Here is an 18,652-nt window from a genome sequence, read left to right on the forward strand (position 1 = left end):
ATCGGCAATAAATGAAGATAGATCAGGAGAAAAGTGATTTTCTGGATGAAATGCTGGAACACTGGAAAGACGAAAAGCTGCTTACTGAAGCCGACCTGGTCCGGTTGAAAGGAAGTTATGAGGCGAAATCTTTCGACTGGCGCCGGCTTGCCCAGTATTCCTTCTGGATCGCTATGGCATGCGGTGTCATCTCCCTGGGCGCATTGCTGGTCGACAATAAAATGCTCGATTACCTGAAGAAGCTGTATGATACCCCGGACGGGATCATCAGCCTGCTTTCTGCTGCTGTTGCCGCCTTATTGTACTGGTTAAGCTTCCGCCGGAAGAAATCACTGCCCATGGAAGTGTTCAGCAATGATGCGATTATTTTCACCGCTGTCATGCTCACCGCCAATGCCATTGCCTACCTTGGTAAGGCAATTAATAGTAGTGGCACACACTTTTCCCTGCTCATCCTGTTCTCTGTCTTCATTTATGGTATTCTTGCCCATGTGTTCAAATCACGGCTCATATGGGTATTTGTATTGATTTCCCTGGGTACCTGGTTCGGCACCGAAACAGGGTATCTATCCAGGGGGAACCTCTACTTTCTGGGCATGAATTATCCTTTGAGGTTTGTGGTATTCGGCCTGGCCCTCACCTTGATTTCCCTTTTCCTTAAAAAGGTAAAATCCTTCCAGTTCTTTTTCCTGACGACTTACATCAGCGGAATGATTTATCTTTTCGTCTCCCTGTGGCTGATCTCCGTGTTCGGGAATTTCGTCACACTGGATGACTGGTATGGCATTAAACAGATCAGCCTGTTTTACTGGGCGATTATTTCTGCTGTTGCCTGTGTGATCAGCATTTTTGTGGGATTGAAATACCGTGATGATGTGGCAAGAGAGTTTGGTATTACCTTCCTCTTCCTGAATTTATATACCCGCTATTTCGAATATTTCTGGGACAGCTGGCATAAAGCCCTGTTCTTTTCTGTACTCGCCGCTTCCTTCTGGGTGATTGGCCGCAGGGCGGAAAAGATATGGAACGTGGAGTTTCTCAAAAAATAAGCGTACGGGCTTGCGGTTAACAGGACAGGGGGCCTCCAGCAGATCAATGGTGTTTGATCAGGAAGGTATAGCCCAGTTTAAATACATGATAACTGGACAGACAAAAGAATAACAAGGCAATTGCCCTGTTCAGGGTATAGTTATTCAGTGTAAACTTATCTTTAATATAGGCAGAAAAACGGGCGAAGCCATAGAGGGCAACTCCGGCACCTATGGCAGAACCTACACTAAATACAGACAGGGAGAGATAGCCGATATCTATCCATTCATGAGAGATCAGGTAGGTACCCACAAACAGCCAGTAAGGAACCTGCATAGGATTGAGTACCCCTAACAATAAACCATATTTAATACTGTCTTTATTCGAATAATCCTGCTTGGGCATTTGCTTCCTTGATCTCCAGGTGATGATGCCCAGTACAAGAAAAACAACAATCATGGCCGCATCAATGACACCTCCCAGGTCAATCTCACTGTCCAGCCAGCGGACAAAACGCATCACTCCGAACGTAAACAGCAGCTCTACAGATGCAAAAGCAAAAATAAAGTTCAAAGCCTGCTTAATCCCCCTGTTGATAGTGATCTGAACAACTGTAAGATTAATGTTTCCCGGTGGAATATAACCTATTGCATTTAAGATCAAACCCAGGAAGAATGTGAGAAAAAGCATGGGCGAATATATGTAATTATTTCAAATGCAATTTCAAATACTTTGCTGTATAAGAATCCTTTGATTGTACAAGCTCTTCAGGTGTCCCCTCAAAAACTAAATTCCCGCCTTTGTCGCCACCCTCAGGACCAATGTCAATGACCCAGTCGGCCGACTTGATCATGTCCATGTTATGTTCAATCACCAGTATCGTATTTCCCTGTTCAATTAATGTATTCAGCGCAATCAGCAATTTTTTAATATCATGGAAGTGCAAACCTGTTGTCGGCTCATCAAAGATAAACAGCGTCTTGCTCGCATTATTTCCCTTAATTAAGAACGAAGCCAGCTTGATACGCTGTGCTTCACCTCCTGAAAGGGTATTGGACGACTGGCCGAGGTGAACATATCCCAAGCCTACATCTACCAGCGGTTGAAGTTTATTTAATATTTTAGGTTCATTTTTAAAGAAGGCTACAGCCTCATCGATGGTAAGGTCAAGAATATCGGCTACGTTCTTATCCTGGTAAGTCACATCCAGTACCTGCTGCTTAAACCTTCTGCCACCACAGGCTTCACAAGGGAGATAAATATCAGCCATAAACTGCATCTCAATTTTCACTTCCCCCTCTCCCTGGCAAACATCGCACCTTCCGCCTTCCACATTGAAAGAGAATGCCGCCGGTTTTAACCCCGAAGCTTTAGCAGCCGGCAAGGCAGAAAACAGGGCACGTACATCATCCCAGGCTTTAACGTAGGTTACAGGATTAGATCTGGAAGAGCGTCCGATAGGATTCTGGTCGACCATTTCTACCTGACTGATCAAATCATAATTTCCAAAAATACCATCGTACAAACCTGTTTGCTCACCTGCATAATTACCAATTGCCTTTTGAAGGGCAGGGTACATAATCTTTTTTACCAGACTTGTTTTTCCAGATCCGGAAACCCCACTCACCACAGTAAATACACCCAGAGGGAATTTTACATCTATATTTTTAAGGTTATTCTCCCTTGCCCCCTTAATTAAAATATGATCGGCCCAGGCCCTTCGTTTTTTAGGGACAACAATCTGTTCCTTACCGGAAAGATACATTCCTGTCAGGCTCTTTTTATCTTTAATGATCTGGTCATAGGTACCGCTGAACACCAGGTTCCCTCCATGGGTTCCCGCTTCAGGACCAATATCTATGATATGGTCCGCGGCTCTCATCATCTCCTCTTCATGTTCCACCACCAGGACTGTATTTCCGACATTCCGCAACGACTCCAGTACTTCAATCAGTTTATTCGTATCACGGGGGTGCAGGCCGATGCTGGGTTCATCCAATACATAGATAGAACCAACCAGACTGCTGCCAAGAGAGGTGGCGAGGTTGATACGCTGTGATTCTCCACCAGACAGCGTATTGGATAGCCTGTTCAGCGTTAAATAACCCAACCCAACATTATTCAGGTAAAGCACACGGCTGACCACTTCGGCCAGCAAACGCCGCGATATTTTCTGATCGGTTTCCGACAGGTCGAGCTCATCAAAAAATTGCTGAATAGAAGACAGGGGCATCAGGACAATATCAATAATCGATTTCCCCCCTATCTTTACATAGGATGCATCTTTCCGCAAACGTGATCCCTTACAGTCCGGGCAGATGGTTTTACCACGGTAACGTGACAACATGACCCTGTACTGAATTTTATAGGTTTGTTCTTCCAGTTCTTTAAAAAAGGCATCCAGCCCTTCGAAATACTTATTACCTGTCCACACCAGGCGCTGTTCCTTTTCGGTCAGTTCACTGTAGGAACGGTGGATAGGGAAATCAAATTTAGCGGCATTTTTAATCAGCTTATTCAGCCATTCACGCATTTTCTCTCCGCGCCAGGGCGCAATAGCATTGTCATACAAGCTTTTGCTTTTATCCGGAATCACCAGGTCTTCATCAATACCAATCACATTTCCATATCCTTCACAGCGCTTACAGGCACCATATGGATTATTGAAGCTGAAAAAGTTTGGCGTAGGTTCTTCGAAACGGATATCATCCAGTTCAAAGCGGTCACTGAAATGACTGGTAGATCCTTCATGTTCGACAAAGCAATCCCCCTTACCCTCAAAAAAGGCAGTCTGCACCGAATCGGCCAGCCTGCTTAGTGTTTCTTCATCCTCATGGAAAACAATCCGGTCAATCAGGATCTTAATGGTAAACTCATCTTTCAGTTCCCTGTCTTTAAAGCCTTCATCTTCCAGGATAGATTCAATTTTATAGATCTTTTCGTCCAGGAAAATTCTCAGGAAGCCCTTTTGCAGTAAAATAGCAAGTTCCTCTTTAATGGACCTGTTGTTATGTGGAAAAAGGGGACAAAAGATCGTCGCCACGCTGTCCTCTCCAAGGCTGGAAACAAAATCCACCACGGTGCTCACGGTATCTTTCTTGACAAGATTTCCGGAAACCGGGGAATAGGTTTTTCCGATCCTTGAAAACAGCAACTTCAGGTAATCATAAATCTCGGTGGAAGTACCTACAGTTGAGCGTGGATTAGAGGTAATCACTTTCTGCTCAATCGCAATGGCAGGGGCGATACCTTTGATATAATCCACATCGGGCTTATTCATCCTGCCCATAAACTGCCTGGCATAGGAGGACAGACTCTCCACATATCTCCGCTGGCCTTCAGCATAAAGGGTATCAAAAGCCAGCGATGATTTGCCTGAACCTGACATTCCGGTAATCACTACCAACTTATTTTTAGGTATGGCAACATCAATATTTTTAAGGTTATGTACCCTGGCACCCTTTATGATTATGTTTTTATGTGAATCTTTCTCGATTTCCTTGCTCATTTATTTGCTGATAGATAGTCCTAATATAACTGAAAAAACCATGGATTGGTTTTCATAGCGGATGCAAAAATACTTCTCTTTAACTACTTTTAATTTTTTTTAGTACTTTTATTCTTTATTTATGATAAAAAAATGGTTCTTTTGAATTATCAACTCATTAGAACATCAATCCATCTTAAAACAACATAGGAGAAACGCTATCGATTAAAACCTCTACTAAGCATTTTTAGCACCGAAAAAGCAAGAATTTAGTATAAGATAATCCTATGAAATTACAATCATATAGTGATCAGGACTTGGTAAAGTTATATTTAGCCGGAGACGAGTCTGTGTTGGAAGAACTTTTAAGAAGACATAAATCAAAAATATACACCTCTATTTATTTACTGGTAAAAGATCAGTACCTGGCTGAAGACATCTTTCAGGATGCTTTCATCAAAGTCATCAATACGCTCAGATCCGGAAGATACAACGAAGAAGGCAAGTTTTTACCATGGGTAATGCGTATCGCGCACAATCTGGTGATCGATTACTTCAGAAGGGAAAAACGTGCACCGGTGATTACCAGTGCAGATGGAACAGACGTTCTCAATATGCTGCAGATTCATGAAGAAAGTGCAGAAGAAAGGATATTGAGAGATCAGACACACACTGACCTGAGGACACTGATCCAGTTACTTCCTGATGAGCAGAAAGAAGTTTTAATTATGCGTCACTATGCAGATCTGAGCTTTAAGGAGATTGCGGACCTGACGGAGGTCAGTATCAATACAGCTCTGGGAAGAATGAGATATGCCCTGAGCAATCTGCGTAAGATGATGAAGGTGAAAGAAGTAACCTAATCATTTCATAAAAAGATCAATAATAATATTGTTGGTGGGTTTGAAATAAATGTTAAATTGTTTCGTTAAATTAGGAAAAACAAACAGTTTTTATATGCTTATGATAACAACCTCTACTCCTATCAACAACTTAAATTACTTAAATCAGACTCCGGAGAACTTAAGTAATGAGACTTTCAACGACCTGGATTTAATGTTTTATGAAAGTTTAAAACCACAGTTGGAACAACTGCACAAGAACCCGGAAGAAGAAACGATAAGAAAGATCCTTGCCTATTCAAGGTCTTTATAATTCCTTCAGAAAAAATTTAAGCCGCCATAACCAGGCGGCTTTTTGTTTTTCCCGTATTATCTTTGCACATGCTAAAAAAAGAAAGATATAAACAGTTCGTCGCCCATTTTTCTGCTAAACAGCCTGATGCTGAGACAGAACTCCATTACAACAACCCTTTTCAGCTGCTGGTAGCGGTCATTCTTTCCGCACAATGCACAGATAAACGCATCAACCAGGTTACCCCCGCACTTTTTCAGCGCTTTCCGAATGCCAGGGCACTGGCAGAGGTGACCCCTGATATTGTTTTTGATTATATCCGTAGCGTGAGTTACCCGAACAATAAAGCCAAACATCTTGTCGGCATGGCCAATATGTTACTGAACGATTTTAACAATGAAGTCCCTTCAGATATAGACCAGCTTCAAAAAATGCCAGGGGTAGGCAGGAAGACGGCAAATGTAATTGCTTCTGTCATTTATAACGCACCTGCAATGGCAGTAGACACGCATGTTTTCCGGGTAGCCAACAGAATTGGGCTCACCAACGGAAAAACGCCGCTGGCAGTAGAAAAAGACCTGGTGAAGTATTTGCCGAAAGAAACGATACATATTGCGCACCATTGGCTGATCCTCCATGGAAGGTACGTATGTGTTGCACGCTCTCCAAAATGCACGGTTTGCGAGATTACGTCAATCTGCAGGTATTATGATAAGCTCAGCAAGCAAACTAATAATCTTAGTGTTATTTAATGATAATATTAAAATTTTATCCACATTATGCAGAAATACAAAAACATTGACTACTTTTGCTAAGTAATTTAGTTAAGGCTTTAATAAACAGACTTTATACAGATTAAATATTTTATATTTACTCCATCAATTTAATAAAATGAATCCAAACGCAGATAAATTAAAAGCATTACAACTGACTCTTGATAAGTTAGAAAAGTCTTATGGTAAAGGTGCCGTCATGAAATTGGGCGATTCTCCGGTAGAGTCAATTGAATCCATTTCAACAGGTTCCATCAGTCTCGATATCGCTTTAGGTATTGGTGGGGTTCCAAAAGGCCGTGTCATTGAAATTTATGGCCCTGAGTCATCCGGTAAAACTACTTTAGCGACGCATATTATTGCTGAAGCACAGAAACAAGGTGGTGTAGCTGCATTTATTGACGCGGAACATGCCTTCGATAAATTCTATGCGAAGAAATTAGGTGTTGATGTGGACAACCTGCTGATCTCACAACCAGACAATGGTGAACAGGCATTGGAAATCGCGGATAACCTGATCCGTTCAGGTGCAATTGATGTGATTGTAATTGACTCTGTTGCAGCCCTGGTTCCAAAAGCAGAGATTGAAGGTGAAATGGGAGATTCTAAAATGGGTCTGCAGGCACGTTTAATGTCACAGGCATTGAGAAAGCTTACCGGTACGATTGCCAAAACTGGCTGCTGCTGTATCTTCATCAACCAGTTACGTGAAAAGATTGGTGTGATGTTCGGTAACCCGGAAACAACTACCGGTGGTAATGCCCTTAAATTTTATGCTTCTGTACGTTTGGATATCCGCAGGACCTCACAGATCAAAGATTCTGATGAAGTATCGGGTAACAGGGTAAAAGTGAAAATCGTTAAGAATAAAGTTGCCCCTCCTTTCCGTATCGCGGAATTTGACATCATGTTCGGTCAGGGGATCTCTAAAGTCGGAGAAATTATTGACCTCGGTGTAGATTTCAATATCGTGAAAAAAGCAGGCTCATGGTTCTCTTACGGAGATACGAAATTAGGACAAGGCCGTGATGCAGTGAAACAATTGTTATTGGATAATCCGGAGTTGGCTGAAGAAATCGAGAAAAAAATCAGACAGGAAGTCACTGGTGAAAAACTGGAAGAACTGTTGTAATTCTTTCTTACAGATAGATTAAACTTCTAGATATATTAAAATGGCCCATAATGCTTGTCTTTATGGGCCATTTTATTTGAATAAATATAATTACTTGATATACCTCTGTTTAATGTAGGGCCATTAAAAGCAGATCAGCTTTTCTGTGTGCCAATACCAGTGCTCTGCACTATTGAGGGTTCATATATTTCATATCCACATTAATAGCCACATAAGCTGCAATGATAATCGCAACCACAAGGATGGCCAGCCCTATATAATTCTTTTTTTTATCCTGTTTGATGATCCATAGAATGAACAGTACAAAAGGGATTAACATTAAACCGAAAAAGAGAAAACTCATCGAATTCATAAAAGCTGATTATTATAATTAAAATTCCATTCTTGATGTTGGTGCAATTTCCTGCCCGACAAATTCTTTTTTGATATACTTATAATGTCCTGCAATAGCAATCATCGCCGCATTATCCGTACAATATTCAAATGCGGGAATATAGACATTCCATCCCAGTCTCTCTGCAAACTGTGCAAGTGTATTCCTCAGACCAGTATTTGCAGAAACACCACCGGCAATAGCAATATCTTTAATCTGATACTCCTGGGCAGCTTTCTTTACCTTATTCAGCAGGATATTGACAATACTATACTGTACAGAAGCACAAATATCATCCAGGTTTTCACTGATGAAATTAGGATTTACTTTTTCGTTGTCCCTTATAAAATATAGAATCGCCGTTTTCAATCCGCTAAAACTATAGTTCAGCCCTTTGATCTGTGGTTCCGGAAACTTGAAAGCCAGGGGATTTCCCGTTCTTGCGTGTACATCAATTAGCGGTCCCCCGGGATAAGGCAGATTCAGGATCTTTGCTGTTTTGTCAAAAGCCTCCCCTGCTGCATCATCCAGTGTTGAGCCCACAATTTCCATATCGAAATAATCCTTTACGAGCACAATCTGTGTATGTCCCCCGGAAACGGTAAGACATAAAAATGGAAATGAAGGTTTAGGGTCTTCAATAAAATGTGCAAGAATATGCGCATGCATATGGTTAATCGCAATTAATGGAAGGTCAAGTGCTAAGGCAAAGGACTTGGCAAAAGAAACACCAACCAATAAAGAGCCCAATAATCCAGGTCCGCGGGTAAAAGCTACCGCAGTTAGCTCCTTTTTGCTTACTTTAGCATCAATTAACGCTTGCTGTATTACGGGTACAATATTTTGCTGATGTACCCTTGAGGCCAACTCAGGGATTACACCGCCATAATTTTGATGAATTGTTTGGTTTGCGATAACATTGGCAGTAATTTTGCCGTTGTCACATATAGCAACTGAAGTTTCATCACAGGAAGATTCGATAGCAAGTATTACAGACACGTTGAATATTATTAAGCTACAAAAATATCAAAAAACTATTAAAAATACTCCTTTGGTTTGTCACATCAATCTTATTGCTGATTGCGATCATTCTTTTTTCGCTCCAGTTCAAACCTGTGCAAACTTATGTAGCTAAAAAAGCAGCTGATTATCTATCAAAAGAGCTCCATACGAAAATCTCTCTTAGTAGTATTTATATCAGGCCTTTTAAATATGTAATCATTGAAGACCTGCTGGTGCTCGACCAGCAAAAAGATACCCTGCTGAATACCCCTAAATTCATTGTAGACCTGAATAAACTCTCCTTAAAAGAGCGTATATTGGATGTAAATACCGTACAGCTCAATGATGGTGCTTTCTTTCTTAAATCCTATAAAGGGAAAGACAGTGGAACCAACATCGACTTTATTATCGATTATTTTGATTCCGGTACAACTCCGGTAAAAAAGAAGAAGAAAAAACCATTCCTGGTATCATTTGATAGGGTTATCCTCAACAACCTGCGTTTCAGGTATAAGAATTATGAAAAGGATACGGTCATCAAGGGGGTCAATTTTGATGATATAGAACTTACCCGCCTGAACGGGATCTTTCAACAGCTGAACACCAAAGACCACCTCATGCAGGCTGACATCAAAAATCTGACTTTCCATGAGAAAAGTGGTTTTAACCTGAAAAACCTGAGTGCATTTACCACGATAGATACCAACCAGATTGAGTTGAAAAAACTCTCGCTGATCACCAATAACAGCAGACTGTCTGATTACTTCAGGATGAAATTCAGCAGTTTCAACGACTTTAATGATTACATCAATAAGGTACGCATGAAAGCTGTCTTCAAAAACGGCCACCTGGCATCGAAAGATATTTCCTATTTCACTTCAGGGCTGGGGAAAATGAACCTTGATATTGATGTAGACGGAGAAATCACAGGGCTGGTCAATAACCTGAGGGCTAAAAAACTGGCAGTTAAAGCAGGGAAGGCGACCTATGTCAAGGGAGATTTTGCAGTGAAAGGACTTCCGTCACTCAAAGAAACCTTTATGGACATGAAAGTAGAAATGCTTTCCACCAATAAACATGACCTCGATGAGATTCTTGGCAATACCACCGGAAATAAGAAAAAGATCATCCCTGTTATCGTAGAAAAATTCGGCAATATCTATTTCAACGGAAACTTTACCGGTTTTATGAACGACTTCATTGCCTTTGGTGAATTTAAAACAAAACTTGGCCGGGTTGTTTCTGATGTGAATATGAAAATCAGTGCACAGGGTATCCCTTCCTATTCTGGAAATGTAAAAACATACGATTTCTATATTGGTGACCTCGTTGGTGAAAAAAGTGTGGGGAGGGTTACAGCTGCTGTATATATCAAAGGTAGGGGAACGGAGATCAAAGACCTGTCAGAACAGATCAATGGAGATATAAAATATATAGAATTTAATAACTACAGGTATTCCAATGTCAAAATAGACGGAACTTTTGATAAAAGGTATTTCGATGGCAGCCTGAGTATAAATGACAAGAATGTTCAGCTTGCTTTTGAAGGTGGTGTCAACCTGAATCCAAAACTGCCGGAGTTTAATTTCCAGGCAGTGATAAAAAATGCAAAGCTCAAAAAACTCAACCTGTTTAAAGACTCGCTGAAAGTTGATGCGATCTTCAGCACCAACTTCTCCGGAACCAACCTCAATAACATCCAGGGAAACCTCCTGATTCAAAAAATAAGGCTGGACAATGTGAAGGGCATTTATAACATTGATTCCGTACAGTTGCAGGCTCAGGGAATAGGTACTGAAAGAACACTGAGAATCAATTCTGATGTTTTTGATGCAAGTATCACAGGGCAATACGACCTGAATACCATCCCTTCCTATTACAAAGCACTGGCGAAAACATACATTCCTTCCCTGAAGGCCGATATTGTCAAATACAAGGATCAGATTTTTCAGTTTAACCTGAAAATCAAACGCTTTGAACCGGTAGCAGAGCTGTTGGTCCCGGGATTGGAAATTGAAGACCAGGCTGTTTTGATCGGAAACTTCGATTCCCGGAAAAATATTGCGACCCTCAACGGGTTCGTAAAAAAACTGACATATAAGGGGGTTATCGCAAACAATATTATTATTGATGAAAATACGACAGCCAATCAGCTACAAGCCATCATTACCTCTGATCGGGTTGACCTGAATGATAGTTTATTTATCAAAAACGTCAATATTTCAAATATCCTGAGGAACGACAGCCTCGCGCTGAACGTGAAACTGTCGAATGCTGACGATGCCAACCAGCTCGACTTAAACGGACTGGTGGAATTTGGTAAAGACACCACGGCAAGGATCAGTATCCTTCCTTCTTTGTTAAAGATCAATAATGAGGATTGGGCTATCCAAGAGAAAGTGCGGATCAACTTCAACAATGGGAAGACTGAAATTACCAACTTCGACCTCAGTAATGGCAGACAGTCATTGAGTATAGACGGTGTATTGTCTGCCGAACAGGATGATGTCATGGAGGTGGGCTTCAAAGACTTCAGCCTCAAAACGCTTAATCCATTCGTGAAAACATTAGGAATAAACCTGTCGGGTAACTTAAATGGCAAAACCAGGCTGTACAGTCTCCTGAAATCACCACGGGTGAATGATGATATCAAAATAGATTCCCTCACCTTCAATGAGACCTATATAGGGACACTGATCGACACCTCTTCCTTTAATCAGGACGCGAAACTGGCAAATGTATACATGCGTATCAATGCTGCAGACAAAGAGACTTTTAAAGTAGATGGCAGTCTCAATCTTGCTGAAAAAAATATGGATATCGCAGTAAAGATGGATGAGAGTGAACTAACGGTATTGTCTCCTTTTGTAAGCACCCTTGTATCCGATCTTAAAGGAAAGATTTCCGCAGATATCAGTATAAAAGGTCCCTTCAGCAAACCGGAAATTAACGGGGATATTACTTTGGATAAAGCGCAACTGACAGTAAATTATCTGAAGACCGCCTATACCCTATCCGATGACGTACATGTAGAAAACAGTATCATACAAATCAATGACCTTGGATTAAAAGATATTGGTAACAATGATGCCGTAGCAAATGGAACTGTAGACCTCAATGAGATCAATACCCCGACGCTGGATATCACCATCAAGGCCAAAAACTTTATGGCCTTAAATACCACGACAAAAGACAATCCGCTATACTTCGGGGTGGCCTATGCTACAGGAACCTTTATTTTCAAAGGACCAACCAATAAGATGTTTATTGGTATAGATGCCAAAACTGAAAAAGGAACAGTATTTAATTTGCCACTGAACAGTTCTGAGACCGTATCCAGTAAAGACTTCATCACTTTTGTAAGCAAGGATACGACCTTAAACAAAATCAAGAAGGCCACCAGCTTTGATGGTTTGACCATGAGTTTTAAGCTCCAGGTAGATCCCAACAGTACGGCGAACCTGTTCACCAACCTGGGAAACCTGAGTGGCAAAGGTAATGCAGACCTGAATTTGAATATCAATAGTCTGGGTGACTTTGAGATGTCGGGCGACTATATCATTGAATCCGGTAGTTTCGACTTTACTGCCCAGGAGGTAATTAACAAGAAATTCAATATCAGGCAGGGAGGTACTATCCGGTGGACAGGTAATCCCGTTCAGGCACAGATACAGTTAAAGGCTATTTATGAGTTAAGGGCAGGTTTAAGTGACCTGTACTCCGCCGCTAACAGGGACCTCAGCAGTAACAGTAATTTACGTGTTCCTGTGGAAGTGGAAATGGGACTCAGTGGGTTATTGATGCAACCGGACATTAAACTGGATATCTTTTTCCCCTCCAACCCCTCCATTAAAGAAGAGCTCCAGGCCTATTTCAACGATTCGAACAACCTGAACCTGCAAGCCTTCAGTTTGATCATTCGCCGCAGCTTTGCACCCGGAAATGGCAAACAGAACCTTGGGGAACAATTGTCCTCTGGCGTGACCAGTACCGCAACAGAGCTGTTATTTAACCAGTTCAACAATGTACTCTCTTCCCTGAATCTTGACTTTGTGGATATCAATATCCGCTCCCTGAGTGAGGCCAGTGCCTCCTTTAAGTTTTTCAACGAAAGGGTGATTGTGAATGCCGGAGTAGTCGACAACAGGAGTTCGAGCGACCTCTCCCTTGGCTTTACGAAAAGTAATGTCGGTGGGGAGTTTGAGCTTTTGGGATTAATTAAAAAAGACGGTACCCTCATTGGTAAGATTGCGAACAAACCGCCGACGCAACAGAGTATCTTCGTCAATGCAGGGGTGAGTGCGAATACAAATGTGACTTCACTGGGATTAATTTACTCGCAACAGTTTGACAACTTCCGTGAGTTTGTACAGAAAGTAACAGGAAAATACCGCAGGGATCAGCAAAAGAAAGCTGCTGAACAAGAACAAAAACCTAAAAAAGCGGTGCAATCGATGAACAAAGAAGCGGTACTAAACGAACAAAAGACGCCTAAAAAATAGCGTCTTTCGTTCCTTAATAGCAGTAAAACCCAGATCTCTGGTTTATTTTTATACTGTGTTTCTTTACTTTATCCTTTCATAATGGTATGGCCCATCTTATCCCGTTTGGTTTTCAGATAGGTTTCATTATGGGTATTGCTGACAATTTCGATAGGTATGTTTTCGATCACCTCCAGGCCGTACCCGATTAATCCTGCTCTTTTGGTTGGATTATTCGACATCAGGCGCATTTTAGTCACCCCTTGTGCCCTTAAAATCTGTGCACCAACCCCATAGTCGCGTTCATCACCTTTGAATCCCAGTTTAATATTGGCTTCAACCGTATCAAATCCGGCATCCTGCAGGTTATAAGACCTTAATTTATTGACCAGACCAATACCCCGGCCTTCCTGGTTCATGTAAATCACAATTCCTTTCCCTTCTTTCTCAATCATCTCCATTGCCTTGTGTAATTGCGGCCCGCAGTCACAACGGCAGGAACCAAAAATATCACCGGTAATGCAGGAACTATGTACCCTCACCAATACAGGCTCATCTTCATCCCATTCCCCTTTTACCAGCGCCAGGTGAGTTGCATTATCAGATAACTGGGTGTAGGCTGTCATTTTAAAATCGCCCCACTCTGTCGGCAAATTGATAGTCACTTCCTGTTTAATCAGGCTTTCCTTATTCAGGCGATAAGAGATCAAATCTTTAATCGATACTATTTTCAGCTGGTGTTGCGCTGCAATTTTCATCAAATCAGGCAAACGCGCCATTTCGCCATCATCCTTCATAATTTCTACGATCACTCCCGCAGGTTCCATACCAGCAAGTTTGGCCAGGTCCACTGCTGCTTCCGTGTGACCGGAACGGCGTAAAACACCTCCATTTTTAGCACGAAGCGGAAAGATATGTCCGGGACGTCCCAATTCTTCAGGACTAATGGTTGGATCAATCAGGGCTTTAATGGTCTTGGAGCGATCAGATGCCGAAATTCCGGTAGTACAACCATGGCCAATCAGGTCTACAGAAACAGTAAAATTGGTTTCATAAGCTGCCGTATTTTTACCGACCATGAGCTCCAGTCCCAGCTCATCACATCTTTCTTCGGTAATGGCTGCACAGATCAGTCCCCGGCCATAAGTAGCCATGAAATTAATAACTTCAGGAGTAGCATTTGCTGCTGCAGTTAAAAAGTCGCCCTCATTCTCCCTATCCTCATCGTCGACCACAATAATAACTTTTCCAGCTTTGATATCTGCTATAGCTTCCTCTATTGCATTCAGTTTAATTTCCATTTTTCAAGTATATGCTCAGCGATCAAAGCAATCCAGATTTTATCCTGTGAAGGACCTTCAAACGATCACCCTGAAAGCAGTAAACAAAGTTACAACCTTCCCCGATAATATATGGTGTAAAAATATCATGGATAAGTAATGAACGCAACAAATGGTATGGCGGTGATCAGCTCTTCGCCTGTCTATAAACCCGGTTTCTTTTTCTTGAACAGACCGACGATAAGCGATTTATAATAAGTAATATCAAACAAGGCGGAATCTGCTGTGGCCTTATAGGTTAAAAATGCACCTACAGGACTCAGGACAATGATGGCCAGCCATATTCCAAGTATAGGATTCAGCGTACCCTGGGTAGCCGATTTCTCGGATACAGTGGAAATAATATGGTAAATCAGGAAAAATACGATCGCCATAACCACGGGTAAGCCCAGTCCGCCTTTCCGGATAATTGCACCCAAAGGTGCCCCGATAAAGAACAAGAGGATACAGGAAACTGCCAGGGTAAACTTGCGCTGGTACTCAATCTGGATTTTGATCAGCATTTTTACACGCTCGGCATGGTCAGGAATACGGCCTTCGGTCATTTGTTTCACAGAAGTAGCCTGATCCAGTGCTGCCTGTAAGGCCGTAGTTTCCCGTTCTTTCGGCAGGGTTTTGATAATAGGGCCACTGATCTTCTGTTCAGGGACTTTCAATTTTGTATATCCTTTGGTATAATTATTAATCTTAAAATAGCTTCCTGTAGATACTGCTGCAAAACGATCTATACTGTCCAGTTCTTTTGTCAGAGAGTCGCCTTTATGCGTAAGGCCTTTTAGGTTCAGCATCGCATTATTGGAACGGAAACTGTTCTCATCAGTACGGTTCATCTTAAAACTGGAAAGATCGAACTTCTGTTCCGTTTGCACAAACCGCATCCTGGTGAGTTGCTGTCTGGGATTATATCCCCCTCCCTGTCCGCTGGATTCCTCATACCTGACCCCATCATTCAGTTTCAATACCAGGTATTGCTTATCCTTGGTGCTGTTCATCGTTCCATTCTTGGCAATAATGATCTTCGCTACACCACTTGTTCCGGTATGGTCGTAAATCATCACCCCCGTCAGGGAAACACCGTCCTTGCCCTTCTTTTCCACCCTGATGGAATAACCGGGGATACTATTATTAAATATTCCCTCTTTAATCAGGAAGGACAGTTTTTTATTTCTTACATCCCAGAGCAATGAGCCGAATTTAAGGTTAGCCTTGGGCAGCATGTATTCCGAGAAGAGGAAAGAGGCAAAGGCAATCCCGACAATCAACACCATCAGGGGTCTCATGGCTTTCTGTAGGGATATTCCTGCAGATTTTATGGCCACGAGCTCATAATTCTCCCCCAGGGTTCCAAAGGTCATGATGGAGGATAACAAGATGGCGAGTGGCAGTGCCATTGATACATTCGCTGCTGATGCATATAACATCAGTTCCAGAATAGTATACCATTCAAATCCTTTTCCGATCAGGTCATCCACATATTTGAAGAGGAAAAGCATCAACAGAATGAACATCACAATAAAGAATGTGACGAAAAAAGGCTTAATAAATGCTTTGAGCAGAAGTAAATGAATCTTTTTCAATATACAAATGTAGACAAAGCATCTGAAAAATTAAGTACTAAACATGCTGATAAATGTCAATATTACCGACACCTATCAAACATGGTTAAATACTAATCAAGATTAACTGTTAGGCTCCGATGACACTATGTAAATAGGTAATTGAATTATCCCAGATCTGCTTTTTCTCTTTCAGGGTATCTTCAGTTGCAAAATCCGTAATGGACAGGGCAACATCGTTGGTCAACTCGTCCTGGATAATCTCCATTTCAAAGTAACAATGTGGTTCGTCATCGATCCACTTAAATTTTACCAGCTTATTTTCTTTGATGCTAAGCATCTTTGCTTTCTGAACCTCACCATCCCATGTGAAAGTATACACCTGATCACGAAAAATAACATCGTCCGCAAACCACTGTGAAAGGCCATTTGGCTCACTTAGGAAGCTAAACAAAATACGTGGAGACGATTTTAACTCATATTCTAGGGTAAACTTTTTCTTTTCTGACATTTTAAACCGCTTATATCTTGTTGTTTGTAAATTATTTCAATTTATTTTTCTAAAGAAAAGTATTTTATTCTATATTTGCAACTCTTAAAAAAAGAACCTCACCCGGCGGGGTAGCTCAGATGGTTAGAGCGCAGGATTCATAACCCTGAGGTCGGCAGTTCGATCCTGCTCCCCGCTACTAGAAGAAAGCTCACAGAAATGTGAGCTTTCTTCATTTATAACATTCTCATTGTCTGATATTTGCATTTTATCATTGTTTATTTAAAAGAACTTATTTCACTTAGATTCTAATATATTTTAAGATCTCAAAAACATAAATTAAAAAATAATCAAACACTGTAATACAACAAGTTACATTCAAAAACACCGTTATAATTCTAGTAGTTCGACTTTTCGCAGACTTTAACCAGGGAAGGATCGAACTACAGAAACAGAACACAATACACTGATCATCAGTGATTTATAAAGTGTTTAAATTTGTATTCAGAAAAAGTACAGCTTATTCTTTTAATTTTAGCAATATTTGCCTCATTAAATTAGCATCAATATCCCTATTTTGCTCAGATTTTAACCTGGTAATTAGCAGGTTTTCAAATTTTGTTGTACTATCTTACTCATCATCAAAAACAAACGTTTCATCTGTTATTGTCATCTCACTATGAATACACGAATCAATATTGAATAAAATTTTCAGGGCTGGGTCAAACATCAACTTAATCTGCTCTTTATAAATAGTGCTATGAGAAAACATAAGAACAACAATTTGTCTTTTTGAGATAAGATCAGTTTTATCGTATAAACAAGCCATTTCATATATATTTTTTGACAGCTTCCTCAAATGATCCGTTTTAGTTAATTTTAAAGTGATTAGTTGTTGTAACTGAATACCTAATGTATTAATTCTTTTTTCGCAATTGTCTTTTATTGCTACAAAATCTTCGCTGTCAATCGCACCAGAATATAATGATTCTCTAGCTCTAACTACACGATCTATAAGTTGTTCCATAGCTTTAATTTTATGGGCTTGATCTATAGTTTTTTCTCAAACAATTCAAAATAAGTGTCCTGTAAGATCAGACTGAATATCTCACTATAAATTGGAAGAGGTGATAAGTGACTCAATGCATCTAAAAACCCTGTATTTACTTTATCAGCCCTTGTTCTGAAACGCCCCCTCGAACAATGATAATAGAAATACCATTCATCATATTCATGGCACGCCACGTGTTTTCAGCTTCGGGAACGGAAAGGTAGATGGCCAGCATCACCGAGCTCTCGGGAATGGGGAGAGGTCTATTTATTGATCGATGGCCATTGTCTATACATTGTGCTTTCTGAGGATGCCCAACATTTCGTACGCATACTGGATATTATGGCTGAACCTGTCCCATTTAATAAAAAGGATATTATTTTCCTCCTTAGCCCTACTCTTTCTCAATTCGAACACTAGCTTCTTCCATTCTGGTCGATTGAAGTCTTTTGCGAAGAATTCCTCCCGATAAATCACTTTTATATGAATATTGTTCGATTCACAGTATCTGATCAATCGATCTTCTTGCTCGGGCAATGATTAGCCCTTTCTTTTTTGTTCGTCAGTTCTAACACGGACGTATAGATAAGCTGATTTCATAACGTTCAAAAGCTAAGAATATTTATTCTTGAAAATTTGGAACAACATGCTATAGCAGGACAAGACACTTTATTATTGCATTTTCTTCTTTCAATAAAGTCGTTTAGCCATAAGACATTTCTCCATATCAGTGGAGATATGAGACTGATTGGCAAGCTGGAAAGTTAAATCATTAAGAATAATTATTATGTTTGCTATAAATCA

15 protein-coding genes and 1 tRNA gene are annotated in these 18,652 nt (G+C 40.8%); 7 read left to right on the forward strand and 9 right to left on the reverse strand.

What is annotated here, in order from left to right:
* Nucleotides 1–11: 11 nt before the first annotated feature.
* Nucleotides 12–1,049 (forward strand): DUF2157 domain-containing protein, encoded by a 1,038-nt coding sequence (locus tag ACSBL2_RS22830; protein ID WP_442588873.1) that lies wholly within the window; start codon nucleotides 12–14, stop codon nucleotides 1,047–1,049.
* Nucleotides 1,050–1,092: 43 nt separating this feature from the next.
* On the opposite strand, the gene ACSBL2_RS22835 is transcribed toward ACSBL2_RS22830, so the two are convergent.
* Nucleotides 1,093–1,719: a LysE family transporter gene (locus ACSBL2_RS22835; RefSeq protein WP_442588874.1), complete on the reverse strand. Its 627-nt coding sequence runs from the start codon at nucleotides 1,717–1,719 to the stop codon at nucleotides 1,093–1,095.
* A 16-nt stretch (nucleotides 1,720–1,735) separates the two neighbouring features.
* Nucleotides 1,736–4,537 (reverse strand): excinuclease ABC subunit UvrA, encoded by a 2,802-nt coding sequence (uvrA, locus tag ACSBL2_RS22840; RefSeq protein WP_442588875.1) that lies wholly within the window; start codon nucleotides 4,535–4,537, stop codon nucleotides 1,736–1,738.
* Between the two features lie 266 nt (nucleotides 4,538–4,803).
* Between uvrA and ACSBL2_RS22845 the strand changes: the two genes are divergently transcribed.
* The 4 genes from ACSBL2_RS22845 to recA all read left to right on the forward strand — a co-directional run bounded on the left by ACSBL2_RS22845 (nucleotide 4,804) and on the right by recA (nucleotide 7,555).
* Nucleotides 4,804–5,379: an RNA polymerase sigma factor gene (locus ACSBL2_RS22845; RefSeq protein ID WP_442588876.1), complete on the forward strand. Its 576-nt coding sequence runs from the start codon at nucleotides 4,804–4,806 to the stop codon at nucleotides 5,377–5,379.
* A 94-nt stretch (nucleotides 5,380–5,473) separates the two neighbouring features.
* Nucleotides 5,474–5,671: a hypothetical protein gene (locus tag ACSBL2_RS22850; protein WP_442588877.1), complete on the forward strand. Its 198-nt coding sequence runs from the start codon at nucleotides 5,474–5,476 to the stop codon at nucleotides 5,669–5,671.
* Nucleotides 5,672–5,739: 68 nt separating this feature from the next.
* Nucleotides 5,740–6,402 carry an endonuclease III gene (gene nth / locus ACSBL2_RS22855; RefSeq protein ID WP_442588878.1) on the forward strand — a complete coding sequence of 221 codons (663 nt, stop codon included), beginning with the start codon at nucleotides 5,740–5,742 and terminating at the stop codon, nucleotides 6,400–6,402.
* Nucleotides 6,403–6,541: 139 nt separating this feature from the next.
* Nucleotides 6,542–7,555 (forward strand): recombinase RecA, encoded by a 1,014-nt coding sequence (recA, locus tag ACSBL2_RS22860; protein ID WP_442588879.1) that lies wholly within the window; start codon nucleotides 6,542–6,544, stop codon nucleotides 7,553–7,555.
* 169 nt (nucleotides 7,556–7,724) lie between these two features.
* Here the strand turns inward: recA and ACSBL2_RS22865 are convergent, their stop codons facing one another.
* Nucleotides 7,725–7,898: a hypothetical protein gene (locus ACSBL2_RS22865; RefSeq protein WP_442588880.1), complete on the reverse strand. Its 174-nt coding sequence runs from the start codon at nucleotides 7,896–7,898 to the stop codon at nucleotides 7,725–7,727.
* Nucleotides 7,899–7,925: 27 nt separating this feature from the next.
* Nucleotides 7,926–8,927, reverse strand: coding sequence for a tRNA (adenosine(37)-N6)-threonylcarbamoyltransferase complex transferase subunit TsaD (tsaD, locus tag ACSBL2_RS22870; protein ID WP_442588881.1), 1,002 nt, complete (start codon nucleotides 8,925–8,927; stop codon nucleotides 7,926–7,928).
* A 116-nt stretch (nucleotides 8,928–9,043) separates the two neighbouring features.
* Here tsaD and ACSBL2_RS22875 point away from each other — a divergent pair, with 116 nt between their 5' ends.
* Nucleotides 9,044–13,432: a translocation/assembly module TamB domain-containing protein gene (locus ACSBL2_RS22875; RefSeq protein WP_442588882.1), complete on the forward strand. Its 4,389-nt coding sequence runs from the start codon at nucleotides 9,044–9,046 to the stop codon at nucleotides 13,430–13,432.
* 68 nt (nucleotides 13,433–13,500) lie between these two features.
* Here the strand turns inward: ACSBL2_RS22875 and ACSBL2_RS22880 are convergent, their stop codons facing one another.
* The 3 genes from ACSBL2_RS22880 to ACSBL2_RS22890 all read right to left on the reverse strand — a co-directional run bounded on the left by ACSBL2_RS22880 (nucleotide 13,501) and on the right by ACSBL2_RS22890 (nucleotide 16,818).
* The gene (locus ACSBL2_RS22880) at nucleotides 13,501–14,712 is read right to left on the reverse strand and encodes a bifunctional 3,4-dihydroxy-2-butanone-4-phosphate synthase/GTP cyclohydrolase II (RefSeq protein WP_442588883.1); all 1,212 of its coding nucleotides are present in this window, start codon (nucleotides 14,710–14,712) and stop codon (nucleotides 13,501–13,503) included.
* Nucleotides 14,713–14,894: 182 nt separating this feature from the next.
* Nucleotides 14,895–16,328: an LptF/LptG family permease gene (locus ACSBL2_RS22885; RefSeq protein ID WP_442588884.1), complete on the reverse strand. Its 1,434-nt coding sequence runs from the start codon at nucleotides 16,326–16,328 to the stop codon at nucleotides 14,895–14,897.
* Between the two features lie 109 nt (nucleotides 16,329–16,437).
* Nucleotides 16,438–16,818 (reverse strand): START-like domain-containing protein, encoded by a 381-nt coding sequence (locus ACSBL2_RS22890; protein WP_442588885.1) that lies wholly within the window; start codon nucleotides 16,816–16,818, stop codon nucleotides 16,438–16,440.
* 104 nt (nucleotides 16,819–16,922) lie between these two features.
* Here ACSBL2_RS22890 and ACSBL2_RS22895 point away from each other — a divergent pair.
* Nucleotides 16,923–16,996: transfer RNA gene (locus ACSBL2_RS22895), tRNA-Met, on the forward strand.
* 432 nt (nucleotides 16,997–17,428) lie between these two features.
* Here the strand turns inward: ACSBL2_RS22895 and ACSBL2_RS22900 are convergent.
* Complete coding sequence (locus ACSBL2_RS22900) at nucleotides 17,429–17,824, reverse strand: hypothetical protein (protein ID WP_442588886.1); 396 nt, start codon at nucleotides 17,822–17,824, stop codon at nucleotides 17,429–17,431.
* A 312-nt stretch (nucleotides 17,825–18,136) separates the two neighbouring features.
* Nucleotides 18,137–18,385, reverse strand: coding sequence for a recombinase family protein (locus tag ACSBL2_RS22905; protein ID WP_442588887.1), 249 nt, complete (start codon nucleotides 18,383–18,385; stop codon nucleotides 18,137–18,139).
* Nucleotides 18,386–18,652 lie beyond the last annotated feature (267 nt).

This window comes from Pedobacter sp. AW31-3R (assembly GCF_052180285.1).
Lineage (GTDB): Bacteria > Bacteroidota > Bacteroidia > Sphingobacteriales > Sphingobacteriaceae > Pedobacter.

Coding starts and splice junctions, on each gene's coding strand:
- ACSBL2_RS22830 (WP_442588873.1), top strand. CDS start 12: ATGAAGATAGATCAGGAGAAAAGTGATTTTCTGGATGAAATGCTGGAA.
- ACSBL2_RS22835 (WP_442588874.1), bottom strand. CDS start 1,719: ATGCTTTTTCTCACATTCTTCCTGGGTTTGATCTTAAATGCAATAGGT.
- uvrA (WP_442588875.1), bottom strand. CDS start 4,537: ATGAGCAAGGAAATCGAGAAAGATTCACATAAAAACATAATCATAAAG.
- ACSBL2_RS22845 (WP_442588876.1), top strand. CDS start 4,804: ATGAAATTACAATCATATAGTGATCAGGACTTGGTAAAGTTATATTTA.
- ACSBL2_RS22850 (WP_442588877.1), top strand. CDS start 5,474: ATGCTTATGATAACAACCTCTACTCCTATCAACAACTTAAATTACTTA.
- nth (WP_442588878.1), top strand. CDS start 5,740: ATGCTAAAAAAAGAAAGATATAAACAGTTCGTCGCCCATTTTTCTGCT.
- recA (WP_442588879.1), top strand. CDS start 6,542: ATGAATCCAAACGCAGATAAATTAAAAGCATTACAACTGACTCTTGAT.
- ACSBL2_RS22865 (WP_442588880.1), bottom strand. CDS start 7,898: ATGAGTTTTCTCTTTTTCGGTTTAATGTTAATCCCTTTTGTACTGTTC.
- ACSBL2_RS22880 (WP_442588883.1), bottom strand. CDS start 14,712: ATGGAAATTAAACTGAATGCAATAGAGGAAGCTATAGCAGATATCAAA.
- ACSBL2_RS22890 (WP_442588885.1), bottom strand. CDS start 16,818: ATGTCAGAAAAGAAAAAGTTTACCCTAGAATATGAGTTAAAATCGTCT.
- ACSBL2_RS22900 (WP_442588886.1), bottom strand. CDS start 17,824: ATGGAACAACTTATAGATCGTGTAGTTAGAGCTAGAGAATCATTATAT.